This is a genomic window from Hahella chejuensis KCTC 2396, assembly GCF_000012985.1.
Lineage (GTDB): Bacteria > Pseudomonadota > Gammaproteobacteria > Pseudomonadales > Oleiphilaceae > Hahella > Hahella chejuensis.
Genome location: NC_007645.1, coordinates 3,659,561 through 3,684,170, shown reverse-complemented (window position 1 = coordinate 3,684,170; position 24,610 = coordinate 3,659,561). Strand labels below are relative to the sequence as shown.

Genomic DNA, 24,610 nt, shown 5'->3' with positions numbered 1-24,610 from the left:
ACTCAGGCTGGTCTGTAAAAAAGTATTCTTCATCGTACTCATCTGATGGCGTCGCCCAATAAAGCACATTATTGAAGGCGTTTATCTGTCGAGTAATTAGGCCATTCTTCACCTCACAATAGTAAAAACCTTCCTCCCCATCGTGAGACTCAGTGTAAGACTTGTAATACTTCATCTAATCAAGCACCTTTCCTGAGCTAACAATACGATCTGTCAGATCCAGGTTTTCATCGTTTAGCACAAACTGGACGCCCTTCCTTGTCTGATTGCCTTTGGCTGTAACCCCATGCCGAACAATAAGGTCTGAAACGTCTATCTCAATATAGTGGCTAAGCTGATCCGTCATGTTACCTTTGTTGTAGAACAAGGATGAAAGCTGGACAAGCGACATTTTTTTAGCTTGCCGTTGAGCTTGGGTCAAATCACCTTTAGCCATCGCAACAATCTCATCGGGTGAGATGTCCGCCATATATTGGCCATCGCCATGCCTACCGTGCTCAAACCCCTTAGAGTTGAAAAGCTTCTTCGTTCTTAAAATATTCTCCAAATTTTCTTCGCTTGTGTAATGAAATAAGCTGGTTCGATCACCTTCATAAAGAATACTTGGGAGGCGATCATCTCCCCCTGCTTTAACTGCGTTTAGTTCTCCAATTTTTTCTAAACCGTCTGTATCCGCATGTCCAATTCGCCTTCCAGATCTTCCATAGGAAGCAGAACCGCCTTGTAAACCTAAAGTGTCTATCCAAGTTGTTACATCACTAACGTATTTATAAAGGTTCAGTCCTCCTTTTATACGAATCGGATCCTGCCGAATATACTGGCCCGAGTCTGGATCATAATACCGGAACCGGTTGTAATATAAGCCGGTCTCTTCATCCTCGTATTGGCCTGGCCAGCGGAAAGGGCAGGCGCCTCTATTACCCTTAAGGTTGCGCAGTTCGCCCCAGACGCTGATATTAGCCGACCATACCTGCCGTCCCTCGCTGTCGTACATGGCGTTGGGCGTTCCCAGATAATCCGCGAGGATAGAGAAATAAGCGTCTCCCACCTGTTTAGCCATGGGGGTGAAGCTTTCCGGCTCAAACAGCCAGGTGATGAGTTTACTTTCTCCGCCGGCGCCAGCGGGATGCGCTTGTGGTGAAGTAGCAGGAGGCGCCTGCGGTTGAATGGGGCTGCGGGCGATGGCCGGGCGTCCTGAGACGGTTTCAGCGGGGGCGGAAGACAGATCGAATGCTGCGCGCGCTTCCTGAGCGTCTTGCATTTCCACCCATTCATGCAACGGATTATTGCCGTCCCAGACCCAGCGTGTGATGCGACCGTTGAAAGCTTTGCTGAGGCGCCGGCCAAGCGCGTCATATTCGAATGTGACGATGCGGCCATCCGGTCGAATGACTTTTTTCAGTGTGCCGGAAACATTCCATTCATAGCGCCAGATTTTGCCCCCGGGTTCCGACTTGGTAATCAGATTCCCTTCCGCATCGTATTCAAAGCGCACAAGACCATTAGGCCGGCGCATCGACAGCAGCTGACCGGCTGGGCCGTATTCGCGATCTTTCCGGTTATAGGACTGGAATAGGGCGCCGATGGCGTCTGGCATACGCAAGTCCATGACGCCGTCGCCATAACGGGCGGAAACCAGATTGCCTAATTCGTCATGCTCGAAGACGGAAACGCCGTTAAGTGAGTCGTGTATTTTTTCCAGACGGCCGTTCACACCCCAGAAATAGGTCCTTGCGGACTCTGGGACGTCGGCTTTGAGTACTTCATGCAGCGAGGGGCGCCCCAGGCGATCCCGGCGCCACCGGCTTCGGACGCCTCCTGGCAAACTTCGTTCTAGTTCGCGCCCTAGCTCATCTCGTTTGAACTGTGCGGAGAATTGGGCGTCGCCTGTTGTCACGCCCATAACGTCGCCAGCAACATTGCGCTGAATTTGCTGCCCTGCGCCAAGAGAAGAGCGCATGCGTGAGCGTAAGCCCAGTGCGTCATACTCTGACGAAACCCAGAGATCGCCGCAGATTTCTTTTGTCACCTGGCCTAATGCGTTGCGTTCGAAAGACAGCGTTGCGCTGCTATTGACGGCCATCATCAGTTCGCCGTCGGGGCGGTATTGAAAACGTTCCTCTTCGCCATCGCTGTGCAAGATTCGCATCACGCGGCCAAGCGTATCGTAGGCGTAATCAGTATGGCGCCCGCCGGGCTTGAGGAGGCGGCGAACCTGGCCGGCGGCATTGCGCTCATATCGACGCAATAGTCCATCGAATCCAGATTCAGACAGTGTTTCCCCTGTTGGACCCAGCTCAAAGCGATAGACATCGCCGTGCTCGTTAGTAATCGCCGTCAGCTGCTCTTCGGTATCGTATTCAAACTGAATCGTGGTTCCCGCTTGGGTGCGAGAGGCGATCCGTCCCATGCCCTGATAAGTGAAATGCACGTCAAACTGAGCGTCTGTGGCGCGAACGAGGTTGCCTTCAGGGTCATAGGAGAACGTTCTGAGATTGCCGTCAGGTTCGTTGACCTGGGTGACGCGGCCTAGCAGATCATATTGCAAACGGCGTTGTACGCCTTGTGCGTCGATGGCGAGAGTAATGCGGCCATGGTTGTCATAGCGCCATTCAGGCAAGCCGCCGTCAGGCGTGGCGAAGCCGATGGGGTTGTTGTACCCGTCGTATTCGATATGGGTTTCTTGTCCGGCAGGACCTGCGACAGACGTCAGCATGGCTCCTTCGTAGCTGTAGCGGGTCCGGCGATCCAGTGGGTCCACCTTGGCGGTGAGGCGACAGTGCTCGTCATATTCCCATAACCAGGCGCCGCCATTGGCGTCCTGCGCTTTAACCACATTATCCCGCTCATCATACTCCATCTGCAGCACGGAGCCGTCCGGCTGGGTGATTTGGGTGAGGTTGCCGCGCGGGTCATACTCGTAGCGCGTCGACAGGCCCAGTTCGTTGGTTTCGCAGGTGACTTGATAAAACCTGTTGTATTCGTTGACGACCACGCCGCCGGAGGCGTTTTCGATTCTATGGGGCAGGGCGCCGTCATGGTGATAAACGGTCTGATAGCCGAGGGAGTTTTGTACGATGGTGAGGCTTTTCTCATCGTCGTAGACAAGCTGGTGGTTATAAATGCCGCCATCGCCCCAGGTGTGAATGCAGCGGGCGTTGTGGTCAACGCCATCGTATTTGAAATAGAAATTCAGGCCGCTGTAGCTGGTCTCCTGACAAAGCAGGTGATTCTGGTATTGATAGCTAAACTCACTGCCCAGCGCGTCCCGCGTGGTCACCAGGTCGCCGCCGTAATAATCGTATTCCACGGCGCAGTAAAACTCGCCGGCGTTATCGGGATGCGGCAGCAAGATGCGACGGATGCGATTGTCCATATCACTTTCAAACTGAATGCGCCGCCCGCCGCTGTCGATGATCCGGCTCAGACAGCCGCCTGCGGTGTAGTGAAACTGAATGCTGGCGTCGCCAGTGGCGTCGGTGATGGCGCTCAGATAATGCACCGTTGTCGCCTGCGAATGGCTGGACGTCGCCGCCGGCGTGAAGCGCAGCCAGTTGCCGTCGGTATGTTTGAGGCGATAGCCCTGGTCGTCCCGATGCAGCGTCATGCGTTCCTGGCGGTTAAAGCTTTCTTCTCCCTGCTTCAGCGCGGGAAACGCCATATGTCGGCCGTCCTGCATCATCACCGCGACCGCGCCGTCTTCTTCGATCAGCTTCCAGTCATAGTTGTGATGCCAGCCGTGACCGAGAGATCCCTGATAGGTGGACGAGCTGAACCAGGTGCGCTCCCAGGTCAGCGGAATCGGGCCGGGCAACTGGAAATCGATCCAGTCTGTAAAAACCTTGCCGGAGGCGACATCCACCGGGTGCCCGGTGACCGCGCAAACGCCTTTGTGAACGCGGTTGCGGACGCTGGGCGGCGCGCCCAGTTTGTCCATGAGCTTGTCGGCTTTCTTATGGATGGCGTCGGAGATCTTTTTGACGCGCTTACTGCTTTTCTGCATCTTGCGCATCTTTTTGAACGCTGCGCCCAGCCCCGCCAGCCCGGCGGTGACAGCCATCCCCATGGCGTCCACCGTGGGCGGGCCGCCGATCATGACCGGCGCGCCAATGGGAATGGGCAGTACGGTGGTGGTGGGCAGCACCATGCCGTAGGACTTTTTGGGCTTCTTGGCGCGAATGGGCGCCAGCATGCCTACGCTCTGACAACTCAGCACCGGCAGCGCGGTGAAGCTGAAGGGCGCGCCGTCCGCCACTACTGTCGCGCCGCCCATGAAAATCTCGTCTTCGTTCCCAGGCGGCATGACGAACGGACCGCCCATGGGAATATGGGGGATGGGTTTGCCCGCCGTGCCTGCCGTTGCGCGGGGTACGCCGTTGACTTTCACCGTGCCGCCGAATATCGGCAGGTAGTCCAGCACATCGAAAATAATGCCGATGTGCGGATGGGGGATAGGAATGGGCGTTCCCGGCGGCAACGCCAACAAATGAATATCGATACCCAGTATGGGATCAAAGTGCTTGGCCGCCAGCATCAGACTGTCTCCGCTTTGGCGGCGGGAGCTTCCCGCCAGGCCTCGCCCAGTAGTTCACTCATCGTTGCGTGAACGTAGTCTTTGTCCTCTTTGGTCGGCGCCACCCGCAACAGCGTTTCGCCCAGGTAGGACAGCGTGGTGTATCGCCGTTGCTCCGGCTCAATAGCTTCCGCCGCCTTGAGTCCTCGCAGCGCGCTTTCCCAGGCGTAACCTTTGAGCTTCAGGCGCTCCAGGCAATAACTTTGCAGGCGCCAGCTTTCCACACACATCATGGCGTCCTCCTGCGTCTCTGCGATATCGGCGCTGCGGCGGAAACGCTTGGCGGCTTCCTCATAGCGCTTTTCGCTCAAATAGGCGCTGGCTTCGCTCATGTGGGCCTGAAACAGCAACTTGTCGCAACCGGGACGCTCCGCCTCGACGCCTTTCAACGCGCACTGTTGCGCCTGTTGGTAGTCCATGAGCGCTTTTTCGGGAAGTTTGGCGTTCAGATAGCCGGAGGCCCGCAACAGCAACGTTGAACACTGCATGTCAAACCAGGCTTGTTCTGCGGCGATCACCAGCGCGCGTTCCGAGCGCCGCTGCAGGGCGGGCAGGTCGTTGTTCTGCACGGCGTAGTTCATATCCACGAAACACTGTCGGAATTCCGCGCCGGGGGAGCCGTCATCTGCTTCCTCCATGATTTTGTTCATGGCCTCCCGCAGATTCAAAGGCGGCGTCTGGCTGAAAATCTGCGCGGAATAATCCTGGGCCAGTTTGGCGAAGGCGGGGCGCTGCGCGTTGTCGATAATGATCCACTTCAGATTGCCGCCCCACAGCTTATAGTCGCGATGAATCTCGCAGGCCAGTTGCAGCCAGCGTTGCAGTTTCTTGATGTCGCTGACTGCGTGAGGCTGGATGGCGATCACCAGGGTGGAGAAGTAATCAGAGAAAGCATCCAGAATCTGGTGACAGCTTTTGTACAAGGCGTCGTGGCCGCTGAGCGCTTTGTTCGGGTCGGGGGCGCGCCAGGAAAACACTTCTTCGTCCCCATCCTCGTCTTCCGCACTGGCGGCGACGCCGGCTGCGATTTCCCGGTTCAGTTCCTCCGCCAGGTCATAGCCGAAACTTTCCAGGCTTAAAAACTCCGAATGCAGGGCGACAAAGAACTCGCCGGAGGTTTCGTCAAACTGCTCCCGCATTTTCAGAAAGGCGGCGACCAGTTGGCCGGCGTCCGGGTCAATACACCAGCGTAGGATAGGGCGCTCGCTTTCCACGAACGTCTCCCACTGTGCGTCGAGCTTTTCCAGCTCTCTTTCGATTGGGTTCTTATCCGTCATGGCGTTCAGTTCAACTTGATCATCGGACCGGACACGGACACCCCGGCGCCGTCGACTTTGATGGAGCTGCCGCCAATGGTGATGGTGACGCCTCCGTCGTTAATTTGAATGCTTGTCCCGCCCACTCGCAGGGAAATATTGCCCCCCGCCGCCAGATCGATGTCCGTGGCGGTGGTAGTGGTCTTGCCGGTGACAGTCACCGTTTGCGCATCCGCCTGCACGCTTTGCAAACCGCTGATCGTGAATTTCTGACTGGACGCGGTTACTTCCTGCGCGGCGCCCAGGTTGACCTTCTGGTTGGTCGCGCTGACGGTCTGGTCCGCCGACAGGGTGAGCGTCTGGTTGGTGGCGTTCTGGGTGATATTGCCGGAGACGGACTCCGTCTGATCCGCGCCCACATTGAGGGTTTGCGCCCCGGTGACAGAGTGAGTCTGCGCGCCGGTCACCGACACGTTCTGCTTACCGGTCACAGACACGGAATGATCGCCGCCGACGCTGAGAGAACTGTTTCCCGCCACCGAATCCGACGCATTGCCGCCAATACTGCTGGTGGAGTGGCCTTTGGCGTTGGCGCCGATGTTGTTTTTCACCTCCATGTTGAAGTCTTTCTCAGCATGGATATTCAACGACTCTTCGCCTTTCTTGTCGTCGAACGAAATTTCGTTGTAGTTGGAGGTTTGTCCGCCTTTGGTGGATTGCGACTTCACGCCGAAACGGGACTTGTTGTCCGGCAGGGAGTAGGGAGGCATATTGCCCTTGTTGTAGACGCCGCCTATGACCAGCGGGCGGTCCGGGTCGCCTTCCAGAAAAGTGGTCACCACTTCCTGGCCAACGCGGGGGATGCCCATGCTGCCCCATTTTTTACCCGCCCAGGGCGTGGCCACCCGCACCCAGCAGGAGCTGTTTTCGTTGCGTTCGCCGTAGCGGTCCCAATGGAACTGGACTTTGATGCGGCCGTACTCGTCAGTATAAATCTCGTCGCCGCTTTTGCCGCAGACGATGGCGGTCTGGACGCCGTCTATACGGGGTTTGGGCGTGCTCAGGGCGGGGCGGAAACTGACGTTGTCCGGCAGACATTCAAAGCGGTTGAAATACACGCTTTTCTCTTTATCTGCGCTCTCCGGGCTGTCCGCACTGGTGTAACCGCCTTCATAAGCGTAATGACGCACCGCCGTGACGACGAAACTCTTGCGGTTGTCCGTGACGCATTCTTCTGATTCCAGCATGAACTTTCGGCCCACCAGCAGGTGCGGCAGATTGCTTCTGCCATTGACCCGGGTGAAGCGGCTTTCCTCTTCCTCCATGCGCAGCTTGGTCAAGCGGCGACCGCGATCCTGATCGCCAAAGGCGCCGGGGTAGTCGAAGCGCTCGTAAGCGGAGGCCCCTCGCAGTTCGTTCAGGGCGGAGCATTCCGCCAGCAGGGACTGATCGGATTTTTCAAAGTTGAAGTCGCTCAGGCTCCATTTGCCGGAGAAGTATTGATAGGTGCGGCGCCACTCCTGAATGTAGCCGCCGTTGCGGGGGCGGGAGCTATGTTCAATCTTGCGGGGCTCCATAAGGGCGTTGGTGGATTTGTCGTCCGCCAGCACCAGCAGATGCCGCTTCTGCGCCTGCTCGAAATAGAAATAAATGCCTTCCTGCTCCATCAGGCGCAGAGCGAAATTCAGGTCGGACTCCCGGTACTGCACGCAATACTCCAGTTCCGGGTATTCGTTATACAGGCCGGTGAAGCGGAAGTCGGAAAAGCCCGCTTCCGTGAACACGGCTTCCAGGATTTTGGGAGCGGTCATGTTTTGAAACACCCGGCAGTCGGTGTTCTTGCCGAGAAACCATAGCCAGGGGACGAGAACGGCTTTGTAACCGTACAACCCCCGTTTCTCCAGACCGGTGGACTCGAAATAACTCACGTGCCCGCTGAACACGCGAGGGGCGCCGCCATCAGCGCCAATGGTGACTTGCACCGCTTCCCCGATGATGTCTTCCGCGCGAATATCCCGCTTGTGGGACAGCAAGTCCACGTCATACTGGAACAACTGCGAATACCCTTCCTGACCCCGAAAATGGCGCAACAGAAACACGTCCTTGCCCAGTGGCGTGTCGATGCGGATGGGGCGGGTGTCCTGGGTGTAACGACCCTCTTCAATAAATAAGGCGTCCATAAGGAACTCCATCTTGGCGAGAGTGGCGCGGATTCTCCCGCCATTCCCGCCGAAATTATGTGATCTGCAACGTTGCGCACAGGCGGCCTGAGCGGCTGGCGAGGAGGGCTGACTCCTACTGCGCAAGAGGTGATAGCGATGCCTTCTCCTGGCCTGACTGTAGCGAAAACGCTGAGGTTTTCTTGCGTTCATTAGATCATAAATCTCCATAACGACGCCATGGGGCGAAACGCTACAAGTTGTTGTTATTTAACGATAAAGTGGGTGGCGTATAAGTGTAAGGCAAGCTTGGCGGGGTTTCTGGCGCGGCGTTATTAATCAGGCAGACAAATAGCTTCCTTCTATTTGTCTGCAACGACAGGGCCTGCACAGGTCAGGCCCTGTCTCCCGCGACTTGCCGCCACGCAGGCGCATCCATGCGCCTGATCATTAACATGCCAATATCATTGCCATATTAATACAATACGATGGTGGTGGAGACAGAGTTGGACATTGTATTAATCATGAGGGATACAGGCCACGCCCGGTCCTGCGCTTGCGTTTTCCACCCCAAAATACAATACTTCGCCCGTAGCCCTTGAAATAAGCGGCCTGCGCCAGATTCCACCGACGTCAAAGGTAATGTTGTGCCCACATCCACCCGTTTCGCTGTAGCGATCCATATTCTCGCCGACCTGGCTCTGCATAAAGGCAAGGCCGTGCGCTCTGAGGATATCGCCTGCAGCGTGAACACCAATGCGGCGGTAGTGAGGCGTCTTCTGGGCGTGCTGGCGGAAGCGGGCATGACGCGCTCGCAATTGGGCGTGGGCGGCGGCGCTTTGCTCGCCAGGCCCGCTGACGCAATCACACTGTTGGATGTCTACCAGGCGGTTGAGGAGCCTAATTACTTCGTATTGCATCGCTCCAAACCCAACCCCAAATGCTATATCGGCTGCAACATCACCTCGGTGCTGGAAGACGAGTTTCAGCGCATCTCCGCCACCATGGACGCTTCTCTGGCGCAGACCACTATTGCCGATGTGGCGCGTCAGGTGGCCGACAATGCAGGCATGCATTACCACTGCGCCAACCAGCAAGTCTCTGAAGACGTCGATTAAGGCGCAAAAATTTTCTTGCTAAGTGTAACCGTGTTGGTTACATTGTTTCTCACTGTCGGGCGGCGACCTGTTGTTGTCGGCGCCCTCTCACTTTTTTCATCGCTATCCAGGGAGACTAAATGATGGCTTCATTGTTTGATCCGATCCGCATCGGCGATTTTGAGCTTTCCAACCGCATCGTCATGGCCCCACTGACTCGCAGCCGCGCAGGCGGGGAAGGGCGCGTTCCCAACGAACTCATGGCGCAGTATTACGCACAGCGCGCTTCTGCGGGTCTGATCGTCAGCGAGGCGACCGCAGTGATCCCGCAAGGCGTCGGCTATGCCAACACGCCGGGCATCTGGTCTGCAGAACAGGTGCAGGGCTGGAGAAAAGTCACCGACGCCGTGCACGCCGCCGGCGGCAAAATCATTCTTCAGCTCTGGCATGTTGGGAGAATCTCCGACCCGGTTTTCCTGGATGGAGAATTGCCTGTGGCGCCCAGCGCCATCGCGGCGGAAGGCCACGTCAGCCTGCTGCGTCCCATGCGCCCGTTCGTCACCCCACGCGCTTTGGAGCTGGATGAAATTCCCGGCATTGTGGAAGGCTTCCGCAAAGGCGCGGAAAACGCGAAAGAGGCTGGGTTTGATGGCGTGGAAATCCACGCGGCCAATGGCTACCTGCTGGATCAGTTTCTTCAGGACGGCGTGAACAGACGCACCGATGATTACGGCGGTTCTGTGGAAAATCGCGCGCGGTTGCTGTTGGAAGTCACGGACGCCTGTATCTCTGTCTGGGGCGCAGGGCGCGTCGGGGTGCATCTGGCGCCGCGCAGTCCTTCCCACTCCATGTCGGATTCCAATCCGGTCGCCACTTTCGGTTATGTCGCGCAACAACTGGGCGAGCGCGGAATCGCCTTTATCTTCTCCCGCGACCCGATCGTTGACGATGAACTGGGCGGAACCCTGCGCAAAAACTTCGGCGGCGCAATTATCGCCAATGAAGAGATGTCCAAGGAACGGGCGGAGCAGCTGGTGGCTGAGAACAAAGCGGAAGCGGTGGCCTTCGGACGTCTGTTCATCGCTAACCCGGATTTGCCAGAGCGCTTTAAAGTCGACGCCGACTTTAACGATCCGCACCCTGAGACGTTTATGCAGCTAGGCGCTGAAGGCTATGTGGATTACCCCAGCCTGAGCGAGGCGATGGCTTAAAGCGATTCGCCCACAGGCATTCTGAGGATGTACTGTGGGCCGGCCTTGCCGCCCAGATACTGTGCGCCGGTGTCGATAAAACCGCCGCCGATGTAGCAATGGTAGGCGGCCGGGTTTCGGCAATTCACGGTAAGCGCGATGGAAGGTCTGTCGCTGTACGCCGCCTCCAGATAAGGCTTCAACGCGCGGGCGGCGCTTTTGCCAATGCCTTGCCCCTGCCTGCCGGCGTCGATCAGAAAGGCGCGCAACCCCAACTCGTGATCCAGTGTGAATTCGAAACTCTGGTGATAGGCGACGTCGATAATGAAAAAGCCGACGATTTCGTTGCTCAGCGTCAGCACATGACAGTGATGGTCTGGTCTCACCGCCTGCAGAATCTCCCGCGTGCGACCGACATAGGGGACTTGCTCCTCATGGACTTGTAGCGCCAGCACCGCCGGTTTGTCTTCGTCCCGCATTCTGCGGATCTTTAAATTCTTTACGACCACGTCCATACAGCAACCCTGTTCTAACTATTGAGCGATACAACCAGTGGGACCCCGTCCAGAGTGCGCCAGTTATAGCGAGACCGGTTTAAGCGATAAAAGCTCAAATATAACAACAAAGTAGCTTATCATGTTAAGCGCTTTTATTACCTCGGGCTGAACCGACGACAACATTGGAGACTATCATGGAGCAACATCAGGTCACCTCCTATCGCCACGCCAGATGTTACCTGTTTATTCCCGCTAATCGGCCGGAGTTTGTCGCCAAGGCGGGCGGTCTGGATGCGGACGTGATTATCGTCGATCTGGAAGACAGCGTGCCCGGCGACGATAAAGACAAAGCTCGAATGGCATTGCCGGGCATTGTGGCGGAGTTGCGGGAGCGGGACAAACAGGTGGCGGTGCGCATCAATGGGGATCTTGAGCATCTGGCCGCAGACCTGCAGGCGCTGCCGCTGGCGGATCTGCATTCGGTGTTTCTGCCCAAAACCCAGGAAGCCGGCGTGATCCGTATGATCTGCCAGTATTTGAACGTGCTGGAGGCGCGGCGGTCGCTGACGCCTGGCGTCACGGCGTTGACGCCGCAGATTGAAAGTTGCAAGGGCGTACTGGATTTACGTGAGATTGCGGCGGCGTCGCCCCGTATAAAAGCGCTGGCGATCGGCTCGGAAGATCTGGCGGCGGAGCTGGGCGCCATGGCCTCGCCCGACAGCCTGCTGGCGGCCTGTCAGCAGATGGCGCTGGTAGCGGGCGAGCGGCGTATCGACGCGTTGGGGCTGCCCGGCTCCATCGGTGAGTTCAAAGATCTGGACAGCTATGCCGCCCATCTCGCCAAGGCTAAAGCGCTGGGCTTCAGCGGCGCTTTGTGCGTGCATCCCAGTCAGATTCCCTGCGTGAATCGCGCTTTCACCTACAGCGAGGAGCAAAAACAATGGGCGCAGCGAGTGGTCTCCACCATGGCGCAGGCGGAGCAACAAGGCCATGGCGCGGCGAACATGGACGGCCGCATGCTGGATGCGCCTGTGGTCGCTCTCGCCCGACGCATTCTGGCGCGGGATTAGCGCAGACTTATTAATCAGGCAGACAAATGGCGTCCTTCTATTTGTCTGCAACGACCGGGCCTGCACAGATAATGACAGCCGCAAGATGAAACGTTACGAGCAATTGGCGAATGAGATCGCGGACTTGATCCGCTCCGGCGTGTTGCCGGCGGGCAGCCGGGTTCCATCGGTGCGTAACGCCAGTAAGACCTATGGCGTCAGCGCTTCAACGGTGTTCGAAGCCTATTACCTGCTGGAGAATCGCGGTTTGATCCGCTCCAGACCGCGATCAGGTTATTTCGTATGCAACCAGCTCAAGCAGCCGGCGCCGGCTGCGCAAAAGCGTCGCCAGCAGACGCTGGCCTCCACCTCGGTGGACGTCAGTGAACTGGTGTTTTCAGTACTTGGCTCCGTGCGCGATCCCGCCATTACGCCCCTGGGCTCCGCGTTTCCCAGTCCGACGTTATTTCCCATGCAGAGACTGGCGCGCTCCATGGCCAAGGCCACGCGCTTGATGGACCTGCGCTCCGTGGTCGCCGATCTGCCGCCGGGCAACCGGGATTTGCGCCGTCAGATTGCGTTGCGATATGTCATGGAAGGCGTGTCCGCGCCGATGGAGGAACTGGTCGTCACCAGCGGGGCTATGGAGGCGCTGAACCTGTGTTTACAGGCGGTGACGCAACCGGGCGATCTGGTGGCGATAGAATCTCCCGCTTTCTACGCCAGTCTGCAGGTTCTGGAGCGTCTACAGCTTAAAGCGGTGGAGATTCCCGTGGACGCTGGCGCAGGTATGGACCTGGACGTGCTGGAGCAGGCGCTGGGCAACCATCCGATCAAGGCCTGCTGGCTGATGTCCAACTTTCAGAACCCGGTGGGCGTCACCCTGGCGGAGGAAAAGAAACGCAGACTGGTTGCACTGTTGCGACGACATCAGGTCCCCCTGATCGAAGACGACGTCTACAGCGAACTGTACTTCAGCGCCCATGCGCCCAAACCCGCCAAAGCCTTTGATGAAGAGGGGCTGGTTATGCATTGCGGTTCGTTTTCGAAAAGCCTCGCTCCCGGCTATCGCATCGGTTGGACCGCCGCCGGACGGTTTGCGCAACAGGTGGAGCGGCTGCGCCTGATGACCACGATTTCCGCCTCCATTCCCGCCCAGGCGGCTATCGCGGACTATCTGCAACATGGCGGTTATGATCGTCATCTGCGCAAGCTGCGTCATAATCTGGAGGTCCAGCAAAATCAGATGCTGGCGGCCATCGACCGCTACTTCCCGTCGCAGACCCGGGTGACGCGTCCGGATGGGGGCTACTTTTTGTGGTTGCAACTGCCTCCCGCCGTGGATTCGCTGGCCCTGTTCAAACTGGCGCTGGAGCAGGGCGTCAGTATCGCTCCGGGGCCGATATTCTCCGCCACGCGCCAGTTTCGCAATTATATTCGCCTCAACTACGGCCACCCGTGGGGAGCTGAGTTCGAGCAGGCGATGGACGTGTTGGGTCGCCTTGCTCGCTCTTTCTGAATACTGGCGAAGGCTCTAGACAGAAAGCCTGTGATCATCTGATATGGTTTTTTAAACGCTTTCTGAAACTGTTTGTTTGTCGCGCTCCCCTGAATAATCCCGCCAAACGTTTGGAAGTAAAAAGGACGGTGGCGGCGAATGAGCGAGCATATCCCGGTTCACAATGTTGATGCGGTGACGGTTGATCTGTATGAATCCCGAACCAAGGTTCATACCCGAAGTTTCAGTGGAAGATACAGGCGCCTGCGCCTGTTGGGCGGATTCCTTCTGTTCTCTTTGTATTTCGGCGTAGCCTGGCTGAACTGGGGAGGACGACAGGCGGTGCTGTGGGATATTGCGTCGCGCAAGTTTCATATTTTCGGAAACACCTTCTGGCCCCAGGACTTCATCCTGCTTTCCGGCATTCTCATCATCAGCGCTTTCGGCCTGTTCTTTCTGACCGTGTTCGCGGGACGCGCCTGGTGCGGCTACGCCTGTCCGCAAAGCATGTGGACCTGGGTGTTCATGTGGGCGGAGAAGGTCACGGAGGGAGACCGTAACCAGCGTATCAAGCTGGATAAAGCGCCCCCAAGCCTGGACAAAGCGACTCGACGTATCCTCAAACACGGGCTGTGGGTCGTCATCAGTGTGGCCACGGCGGTGACCTTTGTCGGTTACTTCACGCCCATTCGCGCCCTGGCGGCGGATCTGGCCACGTTGCAGGTCGGCGGCTGGAGTCTGTTCTGGATCGGCTTTTTCACGGTGGCCACCTATCTGAACGCGGGCTGGTTGCGGGAACAGGTGTGCTTCCACATGTGTCCCTACGGACGATTTCAGTCATCCATGCTGGACGAAGATTCTCTGGTGGTCACCTATGACGCCGCCAGAGGCGAATCCCGCGGTCCGCGCAAGAAAAACGCGAACTACCGCGCGCAAGGACTGGGGGATTGCGTCGATTGCAGCCTGTGCGTGCAGGTGTGTCCCACCGGCATTGATATCCGTGACGGACTGCAAATGGAGTGCATCGGATGTGCGGCCTGTATCGACGCCTGTGATACGGTCATGCAGAAGATGGGCTATGACGCGGGTCTGGTGCGCTATACCGGCGAGCGTGCATTGCGAGGGGAAAAAGCGCGTATTCTGCGGCCTCGGCTGGTAGGGTATGCGGCGGTGTTATTGCTGATGATCGGGGTGTTTTCCTGGGTAATGGCGACGCGGCCGCTGCTGTCCCTGGATGTGGCCAAGGACCGGGGACTGTTTCGCTACAATTCAGAAAACCGTATAGAAAACGGCTACATACTGGATATTCTTAATAAAGAAAATGAACCAAAAACGTTCCTGATCAGCGCGTCGGGTCTGGAAGGGCTGGCGATGGGCGGCGAGCGCAGGATACAGGTCGGGCCGGAAAGCTCCGTCCGCGTTCCCGTAACCTTATCGATGCGCCCGAGTCAGATTCTGCAACGCTCCAGCGATGTGTTTTTCGAAGTTACGGACGCCTATCGCCCCGAGCGACGGGTGGTCAAACCCAGTCGCTTCACCGGACCCACTGCCAAATGAGGCGGCGCAATGACAAGGCTCAAGCGCTGTTGAAGGTCTATACTGGCAAGTAAGCACGGACGTTCATCACGGCGACGTTGCGCCCCCTCGTCGCCGTTCGGGATGAAACCAGCTTGGGGTCTATCGTCGTCGACACGCGGGGGATGCCTGTGCAGATTTTGATTCTAGTTTTCACCGTTTTGCTCTTGGGCGCGCCTTTTTCCTGGGCGAAAGATCATTTTGACGAACCGGATGCGGAAAAACTGGTGAGGGTCGCCACCCTGACCAATAACCCGCCATTCACTTTCGATAAGCGTTTTGCTGAAAAAGTGCAACGGGAAACCATTCCGCCAGGCCTGGACTCAGATCGTCTGCAAGGATATAGCTGGGATGTTCTGAGGGAGAGTTATCATGAAATGGGCTACACCATTCAACTTTATATCTATCCCTGGATTCGCGCCTTCGATCAAGTGAAGGCCGGCAAGCTGGACATCCTGTTTCCCACTGGATTCAATCAGGAACGCGCCAGCTACTTCAATTACTCCAAGGAGGCCATCAATCATGTGGACTTCCTGATCTATATAAAGCCGGACGCCAAGCTGCGCTGGAATGGGCTGGCGTCTTTGGAAGGTAAAACCATCGGCGTGTTGCGGGGTTGGAATTACGGTCTGGAATGGGAGCGGCAGTCCCGCATCGTCAAGTATGACGTGGGCGAGATTCTGCAAGGCTTCGCCATGCTGGACAAAGGGCACCTGGACGGTCTCGCCGGATATGAGCTGAACTTCGACTACGCCCTGCAGCAGGCGAACTGGCGCAATCATTACAAAAAACTTCCCGTGTTCGACTCCACCGACGAATTCGCCGTCAGCGCCAAGAAAAACCCTGACGGAGAAAAACTGTTGGGCGTTTTCGATGCGGGCAAACGACGCATTGTAGAGAAAGGGATTTTTTACAAGATCAACGCAAAGTGGCAGGGCGCGGGGGTGCAGGAAACCAATGCAGAGCAGCCATATTGACATGTTAATAATCAGGCGCATGGATGCGTCTGATTAATAATAGCAGGGCTTTGAAACTGGAAACGGAGTTCGCTACGGGCTGTTTCCCCGTTACGCCGAAACGGACGCCATGGGGCATATATTCGAAATGAGCAGGAGCAGCTACAGGTCTTGCTTGTCTTCCCCGTGTTTCTTCAGGATGCGGGCTTCGGTGCCGTCTTTGCGAATGATATCCAGACCCAGGTTGAAGTCGTGGATGATTTTTTGATGGTCGGGATTTATCTTTGTTACGCAGTTGTGGAAGTAATTGATGTGCAGGGGAGGGTTCACAAACGCCAGCTTATGGGCCTCGGAGGCGAACTCAGTATTCACCAGTTGCACGATCCGTTGCTTTTTCTCCACCATCAGATCAAGCCTTCCCGCCAGCAGTTTGCGAATATTGGTTTCGGCGTCGAACGCGTATTCAATGTTCAGATATTCCGCTTCCGCCTTGTCGAATTCAGGGCTGACTTTGGAGTTGCTGATATGGCCGATCCGGTAGGGCTTTAAATCTTCGAGCTTGCGGTAGGTGATATCGCTGCCTTTTCGCTGCAGCAACATGACCTCGGCGACGCCGATGGGTTTGGAATACAACAGCTTCTCCGCGCGTTCGTGGGTGTAGTAGGCGGCCAGCAATACATCGTATTCCCCGGCGATGCTTTTGGTGAGCGCCCTGGACCAGGGAACAAAACGAAAATCGGTGGCGTAGCCCACTCTGCTGAAGGCGGCCTGGGTAATTTCAACCAGATAGCCGCCTTTCTTTTCCTCATCGCCAGCAACCACGAGCGCTTTTTTTTCCGCGAAAACCGGCCTGGAACTTAACATCACAGAGACAATAAGGGCGAGGACGCCCATTATCTTCCAGGTCCTATGCTTCATAAAGATTCACCCTTTCAGATAAAGCGTGGTGCGGCATTGAACCGCACATGAGCGGCCCCTGGCGCCATGGTTTGTGGTGGTCATGCGTTTGTAGAAAAGTATAGCTTACCTGATATACGACGTTATTATTAATCAGGCGGATAAATAGAAGGAAGCTATTTGTCTGCAACGACAGGACCTGCACATGTCAGGCCCTGTCTCCCGCGGCCAGCCGCCGCGCAGGCGCATCCCTGCGCCTGATTAATAACATGCTAATATCATTGCCACGTTAATATTTATGAAGTTTTAACGTTCTGTGATAAAGGGGAATGTTATGCCGCATACAGTAATGAGTTTTGAGGAGCGTTTATGGAAATAGTGTCCGCCTGGCTGCTCTACCATCGAGCTTCCATGGACCCTTTCTCGCCAATGAATTTAGATGGGTCTGAGTACATGGTTGGCGTTGGCGTGGTTCCCGCCACGTCCATGAGAGAAGCGCTGGATCTGTTCGACAAGTATCTGGCTGAAAGCAAAATGACGTTGATGGACCTGTGGAAGTGCGAACAGTACAAAGGACCTATTGGCATAGGAGGACCTATTCATGAGCCGTCTCTGAACGAGCCTGAGCTTGGCGTCACCGCGTCACAGGCTTTGGAGAATGACTGTATCTACTATGTTGGCGGCATCTCCTCTGAAGCATTGGAATATGGTGAAGAGCTTGGCCATGAAGAAGGTTAGGGGAGCGTTGACCCTCGCCGAGGGGCGTTATGACTGCAAAACCAGCGTTTCTCTCGCATTGGATAAAGAGGCGCAAGAAAAAAACGTTGTGGTAAGGAGCAGCTTGCTCTCATTTGAAGAGTGGCGGGCGACCTGCCATGTTTACGGCTTTCCATTTCCGTTTCTTGCCTGGATACGCGGCGAAAACGTAGAGGCCGCTGTCGTAGACAGTCGCGAAGTCTGGGTTTTCAGTGTGGACGCAACGCGAACGCAAGACATCGTTCAGGCCGTTCGTGTGGGGATGTTCTTTTTCAATGTGACGGCGGATACCCTGTTGCGTGACGTCTATGTCAAGAATCTGGATGTGGGGGATGCGCAAATCCCGTCGCCGCAGGCCTTGGTGAATGGGAATCAGGCGTTATACCAAAACGTCTGCGTTGCTCTCAGGGAAGCCGCAGACGCGCTGGCGTACAGCGGCGAACTTAATTTCTGGACATACAGCCACCATAACAATCCGAGAATGCCACAGAAAGCCTTGCATGAAGCTTTTTCCAGCGCGGGAGCGACTTCTGTTATGACCGATAACGTCAAGAGCCATTGGACGCGGGTCGGCAATAATCAGGGTGATCCTGGACAACACTGCAAGTCGGATTTACATCGGGCGATTTTCTAAAGGCGCCAGCGAAGGCCGCACTCATGGACGATGAACCGAAACCATCGCCGCCGCGACTCTTGCGCTGAGCGGCGCGTTGGGCGCTCATGCGCAAAACGCCATCCGGGTTTCCGTCAGCAAAATCAGCGACCAGGACGTTGGAGATAAAATAGGCGCCGTTATTCTGGAGCCCACGTCTCATGGCGTATTAATCCGGCCGATTCTCGAAGGACTGGAGCCGGGAATGCATGGTTTTCACCTGCATGAGAAAGCCAGTCCGCCGTACCGCAGCAGAAACAGCAGAAAGACGGCGCCAGCTAGCGCTATGGGCGTTGATAAGGGAAACGTCGGGACTTGCTGGGGAGCGTACGAAAAGGCCTGCTGGAAGCAGGCCCTGTCGCTGGCGGACAAATACAGGGAATCTGTTTGTCCGCCAGATTGCAAAGCAGGCTGATTGCTTAGCCTGGCGCCGGCTGAGCGTGGCCGGACTCGATTTCTTCGGCGACGGGATCGTCCTTATGCTGCCGCGCCAACAGCACATACAACGCCGGCGTCACAAACAGCGTGAACAACGTGCCGATGGCCATGCCGCCCACCAGCACCAGGCCGATGGAGTTACGGGCGGCGGCGCCGGGGCCTTCCACCAGGGTCAGCGGGAAGTGGCCCGCCACGGTGGCGACGGAGGTCATCAACACCGGGCGCAGACGGGTCATGGCGGCCTGATGTACGGCGTTGAGTTTATCCATGCCCTGCATTTGCAGTTTGTTGGCGAACTCCACGATAAGAATGCCGTTTTTGGAGATCAAACCGACCAGGGTCACCAGCCCCACCTGAGCGTAGATGTTCATGGTGGTGGTCCAGCCGTTGGTCCAGTACGGCATATTCGGGTCTGGCATCTTCAAGGTGGTGAAGAGCAGGGCGCCGAACATGGCTAATGGGGCGGAGCCCAACAGAATCACAAACGGGTCGCGGAAGGAATTGAACTGCACCGACAGCACCAGGAAGATCATCAGAATGGCCAGTCCCAGCGCGGGCAGGAACTTGCCTCCCTCCGTGCGCAGCTGACGGGACTCGCCGGTGTAGTTGATGGTGTAGCCCGGCGGCAGGATTTCTTCCGCCGCTTTTTCCAGCGCTTTCAAGCCCTCGTCCAATTGTGCGGTCATGCCGGACAGCTTCACCGCATTAAGCTGTTGAAAGCGGTTCAACGAGCGCGGCACAGTGCTGTCCGTAATCGTGGCTACGGCGCTGAGCGGCATCAATTGCCCTTCGGGGCCGGAAACATAAATGTCCTTAAGCTGATCCGGATTCAAGCGCTCCACTCGCGACACTTGCGGGATGACCTTGTAGGCGCGTCCGTCCATGTTCAGACGATTGACGTAATTGCCGCCCAGAGCCGCGCTCAAGTCTGCGCCAATCTGCGCGTTGTTAAGGCCCAGCGCCGCCACTTTGCGATGGTCAATGACCACTTCAGACTGCGGCTGGTCGTACTTCAGGTCGATATCCGGCGGGAAGTAGAACAGGCCGCTTTCCATGGCTTTCATTTGCAGTTGTTGCGCAAACTGCAACATCTGCTCCGGCTCCGCAGTGGAGGCGATCACGAACTCCACCGGGAAGTTGCTGCCGCCGGGCAGGGCGGGCGGTTGCGCCGCGAATACCTGCAAACCAGGTATCGCGTTCAGCTGATTCTGCATATCCATCACGATCTCAGCGATAGAGCGATCCCGTTGATTCCATGGCTTCACCACCATGCCGCTGAAGCCGCCGACGCCCAGCGCCGCCGCAAAAGGGTCGGAAGGCGACAGCAGTATCTGGAAAGTCAGATCGCGTTCTGGCGCGTTCAGAAAGATTTGTTCCGCCGCATGACCGAAGTGCGCTTTCTGGTCCGCCGACGCATTGGCGGCGTTGTTGATGATGCCGAACATAAAGCCCTGGTCTTCCAGCGGCGCCAGTTCTTTGGGTGAAAACATATACATGGGGATCACCATCAGACTGAGCCCCGCCCAGATGGTGTAAACCGCCGGACGCGCGCGCAGCACTTTTTCCAGCACTTTGCCATACCCGTCGCGCAGACGATCGAAACGGTGGTTGACCCAGCCCGTGAAGCCTTTTTCCTCGCTCTCTGCGCTGCGCAGCAACTTGGCGCTCATCATGGGCGACAAAGTGAGGGCGACGATGCCTGAGATAGTCACCGCCCCCGCCAGGGTCAAAGCGAACTCACGGAACAGCGCGCCGGTAAGGCCGCCCTGTAAACCGATAGGGGTGTACACCGCCGCCAGGGTGATGGTCATGGCGATGACCGGGCCGATCAACTCTCGCGCGCCGATACGCGCGGCTTCCACCGGACTGCGGCCTTCCCGCAGATGCCGTTCGACGTTCTCCACCACGACGATGGCGTCGTCCACCACCAGCCCCACGGAAAGCACTATCGCCAGCAGCGTGAGCAGGTTTAGCGTGAACCCGAACATCTGCATCAAAAAGATAGCGCCGATCAACGAGACGGGAATCGCCACGATGGGCACCAGCACGGAACGGAAAGAGCCCAGGAACAGGAAGATCACCACTACCACGATCAACAACGTGTCGGTGAGGGTGCCCACCACTTCATGAATGGCGTTGTTGATGTATTCCGAGGCGTCATAACCGATGCCGCCCTGCAGGCCGGGAGGCAGGTCTTCCTTAATGGCTTCCAGATCCTTGCGCACCCGCTCCACTACTTCGATGGTATTGGCGCTGGGAAGCGGGAAGATGCCCATGAACACGGCGGTCTGGCCGTTGAAGCTGACTTCGGTGTCGTATTCCTCGGCGCCCAATTCCACGTCGGCGATATCCTGCAGACGGATGATGGTGTCATTCTCCTGGCGGATCACCAGCTCCTGAAACTGCTCAACCGTATGCAGGTCGGTATTGGCGGTCAGATAAGTCTGTACGAAACTGCCTTTGGTGCTGCCCACCGGCGCCAGATAGTTGTTAACGGCGAGGGCGTCGCGTACTTGCGTGGGGCTGATGTTCAGCGCCGCCATGTGGTCCGGCTTCAGCCAGATGCGCATGGCGAAAGTGCGGGCGCCGAAAATATCCGCCCGCTGTACGCCGGACAAGGCCGCCAGTCGCGGCTGCACCACCCGCACCAGATAGTCGGTGATTTCGCTCTGCGACAACGACTCGGACCAGAAGCTGAGATAAGCGGCGGCGAACTCCGAGTCGGCGGATTGCACGCTGATCGCGGGCAGCTCCGAGCCGGCGGGCAGTTCATTGCGCACCTGATTCACTTTGGCGGTGATGTCAGCCAGCGCCTTGGTCGGATCGTAGTTGAGCTTAAGGCGCGCCGTCACCAGGGACAGGCCCAGCATACTCTTGGATTCGATGTAATCCACCCCGTCCGCGGAAGCGATAGCGCGCTCAATCGCGGTGGTGACAAACCCCCTCACTACGTCCGCGCTGGCGCCCACGTATGTGGTGGCCACTGTGACGGAAGCGTTCTCGCTCTGTGGGTACTGTCTTACGCTGAGTGAGTTCCAGGCCTGAACGCCGGCGATGATGATGACGATGTTGACCACCAGGGCCAGCACCGGACGCCGCACGAATATGTCGGTAAAAGCTTTCATAATCGGCGGCCCTGTCAGGTATTCTTGGGTTGCGGATTAAGTTTGAAATCCGGCGCCAGTTTATTGTCAATCACCACGGACATGCCGGGCATCAGCTTGAACGAGCCGGTGGAAACGATCTGATCGCCGGGTTTCACGCCTTCGACCACGATCACAAAATCGCCCTGGGTCTCTCCCAGTCGCACCAGTTGTTGACGTAATACCAAAGGGGCGTCGCCGCCGTCTTTGGCTTCGCCTTTATCGACCACGTAGATGGAGGAACCGTAAGGGCCGTGCAACACAGCAGTGGAAGGAATGAAAAGCACGTCTCGCGCCTGCGCCAGAATCATCTCAATCGCGACGAACATGCCTGGACGCAGTTTGCCCTCAGGATTGTCCAGCGTCGCCTGCACCCGCACGTTCCGAGTGTTGGGGTCGATGTCCGGGTTGAATGCGGTGATTTTGCCGACAAACTTTTGCTCTGGATAAGCATCGGTGACGACTTCCACTTTCAGGCCTTCCGCCAGCTCCCCCAGACGCCGTTGCGACAGCGAAAACTCCACATACACCGGATTCAGCGATTGCAGGGACACCACGGGCGTGCCCCTGTTCAGGAACTGACCGACGCTGATCTGGCGAATACCCAACTTGCCGTCGAATGGAGCGCGCAACGTTTTCTTGGCGATCACGGCGCGGTTGTAATTCAGTCGCGCCTGCGCCTGCTTTACGTCGTTTTCCGCGTTGTCGAATTCCAGCTGGGAGATATTGCGCGTCTTGCTCAGTTCTTTGGCGCGAGTCAGGCTTAACTGGGCGCGGTCGGCGGCTACTTCCGCCTCCCGTAACTCGGCCCGCTCGATCTCATCGTCGAACAGCACCAGAACATCGCCGGCTTTCACGTCCGCGCCAGCGGAGAATTTGATTTCTTTCACCGTCCCATCAATTTCGGTGTTGATTACCGTTCCCTGCACCGGTTTGACGGAACCCACCAAGGAGACGCGCGGACGCCATTGCGACTGTTCGACGGTATAGGTGTTGACCGGCGTCGGCGGCATGGTCATCTGCGCTGCGGCGGTCCCCATAGTGTCGAACTGCTGCATCTTGACCTGGACGATTCCCCCAACGATGAGCGCCACGACGACAAGGCCAGCGAACACCCATAGGAGCTTTTTAAGCATATGCACTTCCTCTGCAAAGTGAGTTAAAGCGTTGGACCACTTTCGCCAAATATCGGACCTTGTCGCGAAAATATGATCATAAACCTGTCAAATCCCTGTGTCCCGGTTGTCGCCAATGGACGCCGGCAGGCATATGGAAGCCTGGAATAGAGTGGGGATTTACACCTTGTCGAACGGCGAATGCGAATTTCGACAGAGCGAAATGAAAAAATTTTGATTGAGAATAAGCTAAGGAAATCAAGTTATTGTGATAATTGCAAGAGGACCCTTAATAGAATTTCATCCGATTAAGTAACGACTGCAGGGGAAAAGTTACTATTAATTAGGCAGTCAAATAGCTTCCTTCTATTTGTCTGCAACGACAGGGCCTGCCCATGTCAGGCCCTGTCTCCCGCGGCTAGCCGCCGCGCAGGCGCATCCATGCGCCAGATATTAACATGTCAATATCATTGCCATATTAATAACACAGCAGAAGACATCATCATGGAAACATGATGTATTGTGGTATAACGCTTGATTTTTAATGCGAAGAGCGGCCACCCCTATTTTCACTAAAATTTAATCAGGGCTAAGACTACAGAGGGTTCTCCAACCTCGTACCGGAAATACAGAATAGTGCATATGGATAAATGGATCGGCATTCAAGAATTCGTTACTGCGGCCAAGTATGGTTCATTCACATCGGCAGCCGAATACTTAGGTACAACCAAATCAAATATCAGCAAGAAGATCACCCACCTTGAAACTCGTCTTGGGGTAACATTGTTGCATCGGAGTAACCGACGCTTAGTGCTGACAAGTGCGGGTGAAGTTTATTTCGAACATTCAACGAAATTGCTAAAGACATTAGAGCAAAATGATCAATTGGTCATCGAAACACAAGAGCACTTATCCGGGCCTATTGTTGTATCCTTACCTCCTGGAATTGGAGAATCACTGCTGATGGAACCAATATGCAAGTTCCAGCAGTTACACCCTGACGTCACTTTCGTCACCAATGTTTCCATACAGTGCATTGATCTGGTTGAGCAGCCGTTCGACTTGGCATTCCGATTATCTCCCACCATAGATCCAAACCTTATCGCTCGACCACTTAGACGCGCACCATACCGTTTATGTGCGAGCCCTCAATTCATCAAAACACATAGCCCGAAGGAAATCCAAGATATCACTCGATTGTCCTGCCTCGCCTATTCGGATCAACTTTCCCCCAAAAATGCAGTATGGTCGTTCAAAAATCCGCAAAACCAACAGGTACTCCAATTAGAGATTAATGCCTGCATATACTCAGATAGCGTCACCACCCTCGTACAAGCCTGCCACCGACATGCAGGTATTCTCTATTGTTCTGATTTTTTTGTAGCCAAACATATTGCAGAAGCTAGTCTCGTATCCTTATTTGAAGAGTGGATAAGTAACGAGAATCAATTATGGCTGGTGTACCCGGATCGGAAATCGGTCAAACGTAGAGTACGGGCATTTATAGATTTTGTGCTTGAGTCCGGCATTCTGTAGATCCGCCTATGCGGCTCGACCTCTGCATCTTTCTATGCATAACCTCTGGGCTCCACACAAACAAGATCAGATATGTACTGATTTTGAAAACATTCTGTTTCCAAACGAGGTCTAATCATTCCTTTTTTAAATTGTAGAATGCCGCCCGCTGAAGTTACCAACCTTCTTCTTGAGGGTTAGAGCGTACTTTAAGCGTCAGATGAAGTTGGATTTATATCTAATC

The 24,610-nt window shown here is 56.1% G+C and carries 17 protein-coding genes; 10 read left to right on the top strand and 7 right to left on the bottom strand.

Annotation, left to right across the window (positions count from 1 at the left end):
- Window positions 1-175: 175 nt before the first annotated feature.
- The 3 genes from HCH_RS32430 to tssI are packed head-to-tail and all read right to left on the bottom strand — an operon-like array spanning window position 176 to window position 8,009.
- The gene (locus HCH_RS32430) at window positions 176-4,534 is read right to left on the bottom strand and encodes a DUF6531 domain-containing protein (RefSeq protein WP_011397344.1); all 4,359 of its coding nucleotides are present in this window, start codon (window positions 4,532-4,534) and stop codon (window positions 176-178) included.
- The gene (locus HCH_RS15855) at window positions 4,534-5,850 is read right to left on the bottom strand and encodes a hypothetical protein (RefSeq protein ID WP_011397343.1); all 1,317 of its coding nucleotides are present in this window, start codon (window positions 5,848-5,850) and stop codon (window positions 4,534-4,536) included. The genes HCH_RS32430 and HCH_RS15855 overlap by 1 nt, the downstream gene beginning before the upstream one ends.
- A gap of 5 nt (window positions 5,851-5,855) precedes the next feature.
- The gene (gene tssI / locus HCH_RS15850; protein ID WP_041598705.1) at window positions 5,856-8,009 is read right to left on the bottom strand and encodes a type VI secretion system tip protein TssI/VgrG; all 2,154 of its coding nucleotides are present in this window, start codon (window positions 8,007-8,009) and stop codon (window positions 5,856-5,858) included.
- 626 nt (window positions 8,010-8,635) lie between these two features.
- Between tssI and HCH_RS15845 the strand changes: the two genes are divergently transcribed.
- Together HCH_RS15845 and HCH_RS15840 are read left to right on the top strand one after the other, a co-directional pair.
- Window positions 8,636-9,106 (top strand): Rrf2 family transcriptional regulator, encoded by a 471-nt coding sequence (locus HCH_RS15845; RefSeq protein ID WP_011397340.1) that lies wholly within the window; start codon window positions 8,636-8,638, stop codon window positions 9,104-9,106.
- A gap of 122 nt (window positions 9,107-9,228) precedes the next feature.
- Complete coding sequence (locus tag HCH_RS15840; RefSeq protein ID WP_041599617.1) at window positions 9,229-10,296, top strand: alkene reductase; 1,068 nt, start codon at window positions 9,229-9,231, stop codon at window positions 10,294-10,296.
- Here the strand turns inward: HCH_RS15840 and HCH_RS15835 are convergent.
- The gene (locus HCH_RS15835) at window positions 10,293-10,790 is read right to left on the bottom strand and encodes a GNAT family N-acetyltransferase (protein ID WP_011397338.1); all 498 of its coding nucleotides are present in this window, start codon (window positions 10,788-10,790) and stop codon (window positions 10,293-10,295) included. The two genes, HCH_RS15840 and HCH_RS15835, sit on opposite strands and share 4 nt — an antisense overlap.
- A gap of 176 nt (window positions 10,791-10,966) precedes the next feature.
- On the opposite strand from HCH_RS15835, the gene HCH_RS15830 reads away from it, so the two are divergent.
- The 4 genes from HCH_RS15830 (at window position 10,967) to HCH_RS15815 (ending at window position 15,871) form a co-directional block, all read left to right on the top strand.
- Window positions 10,967-11,842 carry an HpcH/HpaI aldolase/citrate lyase family protein gene (locus tag HCH_RS15830; RefSeq protein ID WP_011397337.1) on the top strand — a complete coding sequence of 292 codons (876 nt, stop codon included), beginning with the start codon at window positions 10,967-10,969 and terminating at the stop codon, window positions 11,840-11,842.
- An 85-nt stretch (window positions 11,843-11,927) separates the two neighbouring features.
- Window positions 11,928-13,340: a GntR family transcriptional regulator MpaR gene (gene mapR / locus HCH_RS15825; protein ID WP_011397336.1), complete on the top strand. Its 1,413-nt coding sequence runs from the start codon at window positions 11,928-11,930 to the stop codon at window positions 13,338-13,340.
- Between the two features lie 138 nt (window positions 13,341-13,478).
- On the top strand, window positions 13,479-14,876 hold the full coding sequence (gene ccoG / locus HCH_RS15820) for a cytochrome c oxidase accessory protein CcoG (protein WP_011397335.1): 1,398 nt from the start codon (window positions 13,479-13,481) through the stop codon (window positions 14,874-14,876).
- A 149-nt stretch (window positions 14,877-15,025) separates the two neighbouring features.
- A complete protein-coding gene (locus HCH_RS15815) occupies window positions 15,026-15,871 on the top strand; it encodes a substrate-binding periplasmic protein (protein WP_158304966.1) in 846 nt (281 codons plus the stop codon).
- A 141-nt stretch (window positions 15,872-16,012) separates the two neighbouring features.
- Here the strand turns inward: HCH_RS15815 and HCH_RS15810 are convergent, their stop codons facing one another.
- Window positions 16,013-16,768 (bottom strand): substrate-binding periplasmic protein, encoded by a 756-nt coding sequence (locus HCH_RS15810; RefSeq protein WP_011397332.1) that lies wholly within the window; start codon window positions 16,766-16,768, stop codon window positions 16,013-16,015.
- A 348-nt stretch (window positions 16,769-17,116) separates the two neighbouring features.
- On the opposite strand from HCH_RS15810, the gene HCH_RS15805 reads away from it, so the two are divergent.
- From HCH_RS15805 to HCH_RS32425, 3 genes are all read left to right on the top strand, one after another.
- Window positions 17,117-17,485 (top strand): hypothetical protein, encoded by a 369-nt coding sequence (locus HCH_RS15805; RefSeq protein ID WP_011397331.1) that lies wholly within the window; start codon window positions 17,117-17,119, stop codon window positions 17,483-17,485.
- On the top strand, window positions 17,472-18,137 hold the full coding sequence (locus HCH_RS15800) for a hypothetical protein (RefSeq protein ID WP_011397330.1): 666 nt from the start codon (window positions 17,472-17,474) through the stop codon (window positions 18,135-18,137). Before HCH_RS15805 ends, HCH_RS15800 begins: the two co-directional genes overlap by 14 nt.
- Before the next feature lie 76 nt (window positions 18,138-18,213).
- Window positions 18,214-18,570, top strand: a complete 357-nt coding sequence (locus HCH_RS32425) for a Cu/Zn superoxide dismutase (RefSeq protein ID WP_011397329.1) — start codon at window positions 18,214-18,216, stop codon at window positions 18,568-18,570.
- A gap of 4 nt (window positions 18,571-18,574) precedes the next feature.
- On the opposite strand, the gene HCH_RS15790 is transcribed toward HCH_RS32425, so the two are convergent.
- Window positions 18,575-21,718 (bottom strand): efflux RND transporter permease subunit, encoded by a 3,144-nt coding sequence (locus HCH_RS15790; protein WP_011397328.1) that lies wholly within the window; start codon window positions 21,716-21,718, stop codon window positions 18,575-18,577.
- A gap of 14 nt (window positions 21,719-21,732) precedes the next feature.
- Window positions 21,733-22,872, bottom strand: coding sequence for an efflux RND transporter periplasmic adaptor subunit (locus HCH_RS15785; RefSeq protein ID WP_011397327.1), 1,140 nt, complete (start codon window positions 22,870-22,872; stop codon window positions 21,733-21,735).
- Between the two features lie 621 nt (window positions 22,873-23,493).
- Between HCH_RS15785 and HCH_RS15780 the strand changes: the two genes are divergently transcribed.
- On the top strand, window positions 23,494-24,387 hold the full coding sequence (locus HCH_RS15780; RefSeq protein ID WP_041598702.1) for a LysR family transcriptional regulator: 894 nt from the start codon (window positions 23,494-23,496) through the stop codon (window positions 24,385-24,387).
- Window positions 24,388-24,610: the final 223 nt, after the last annotated feature.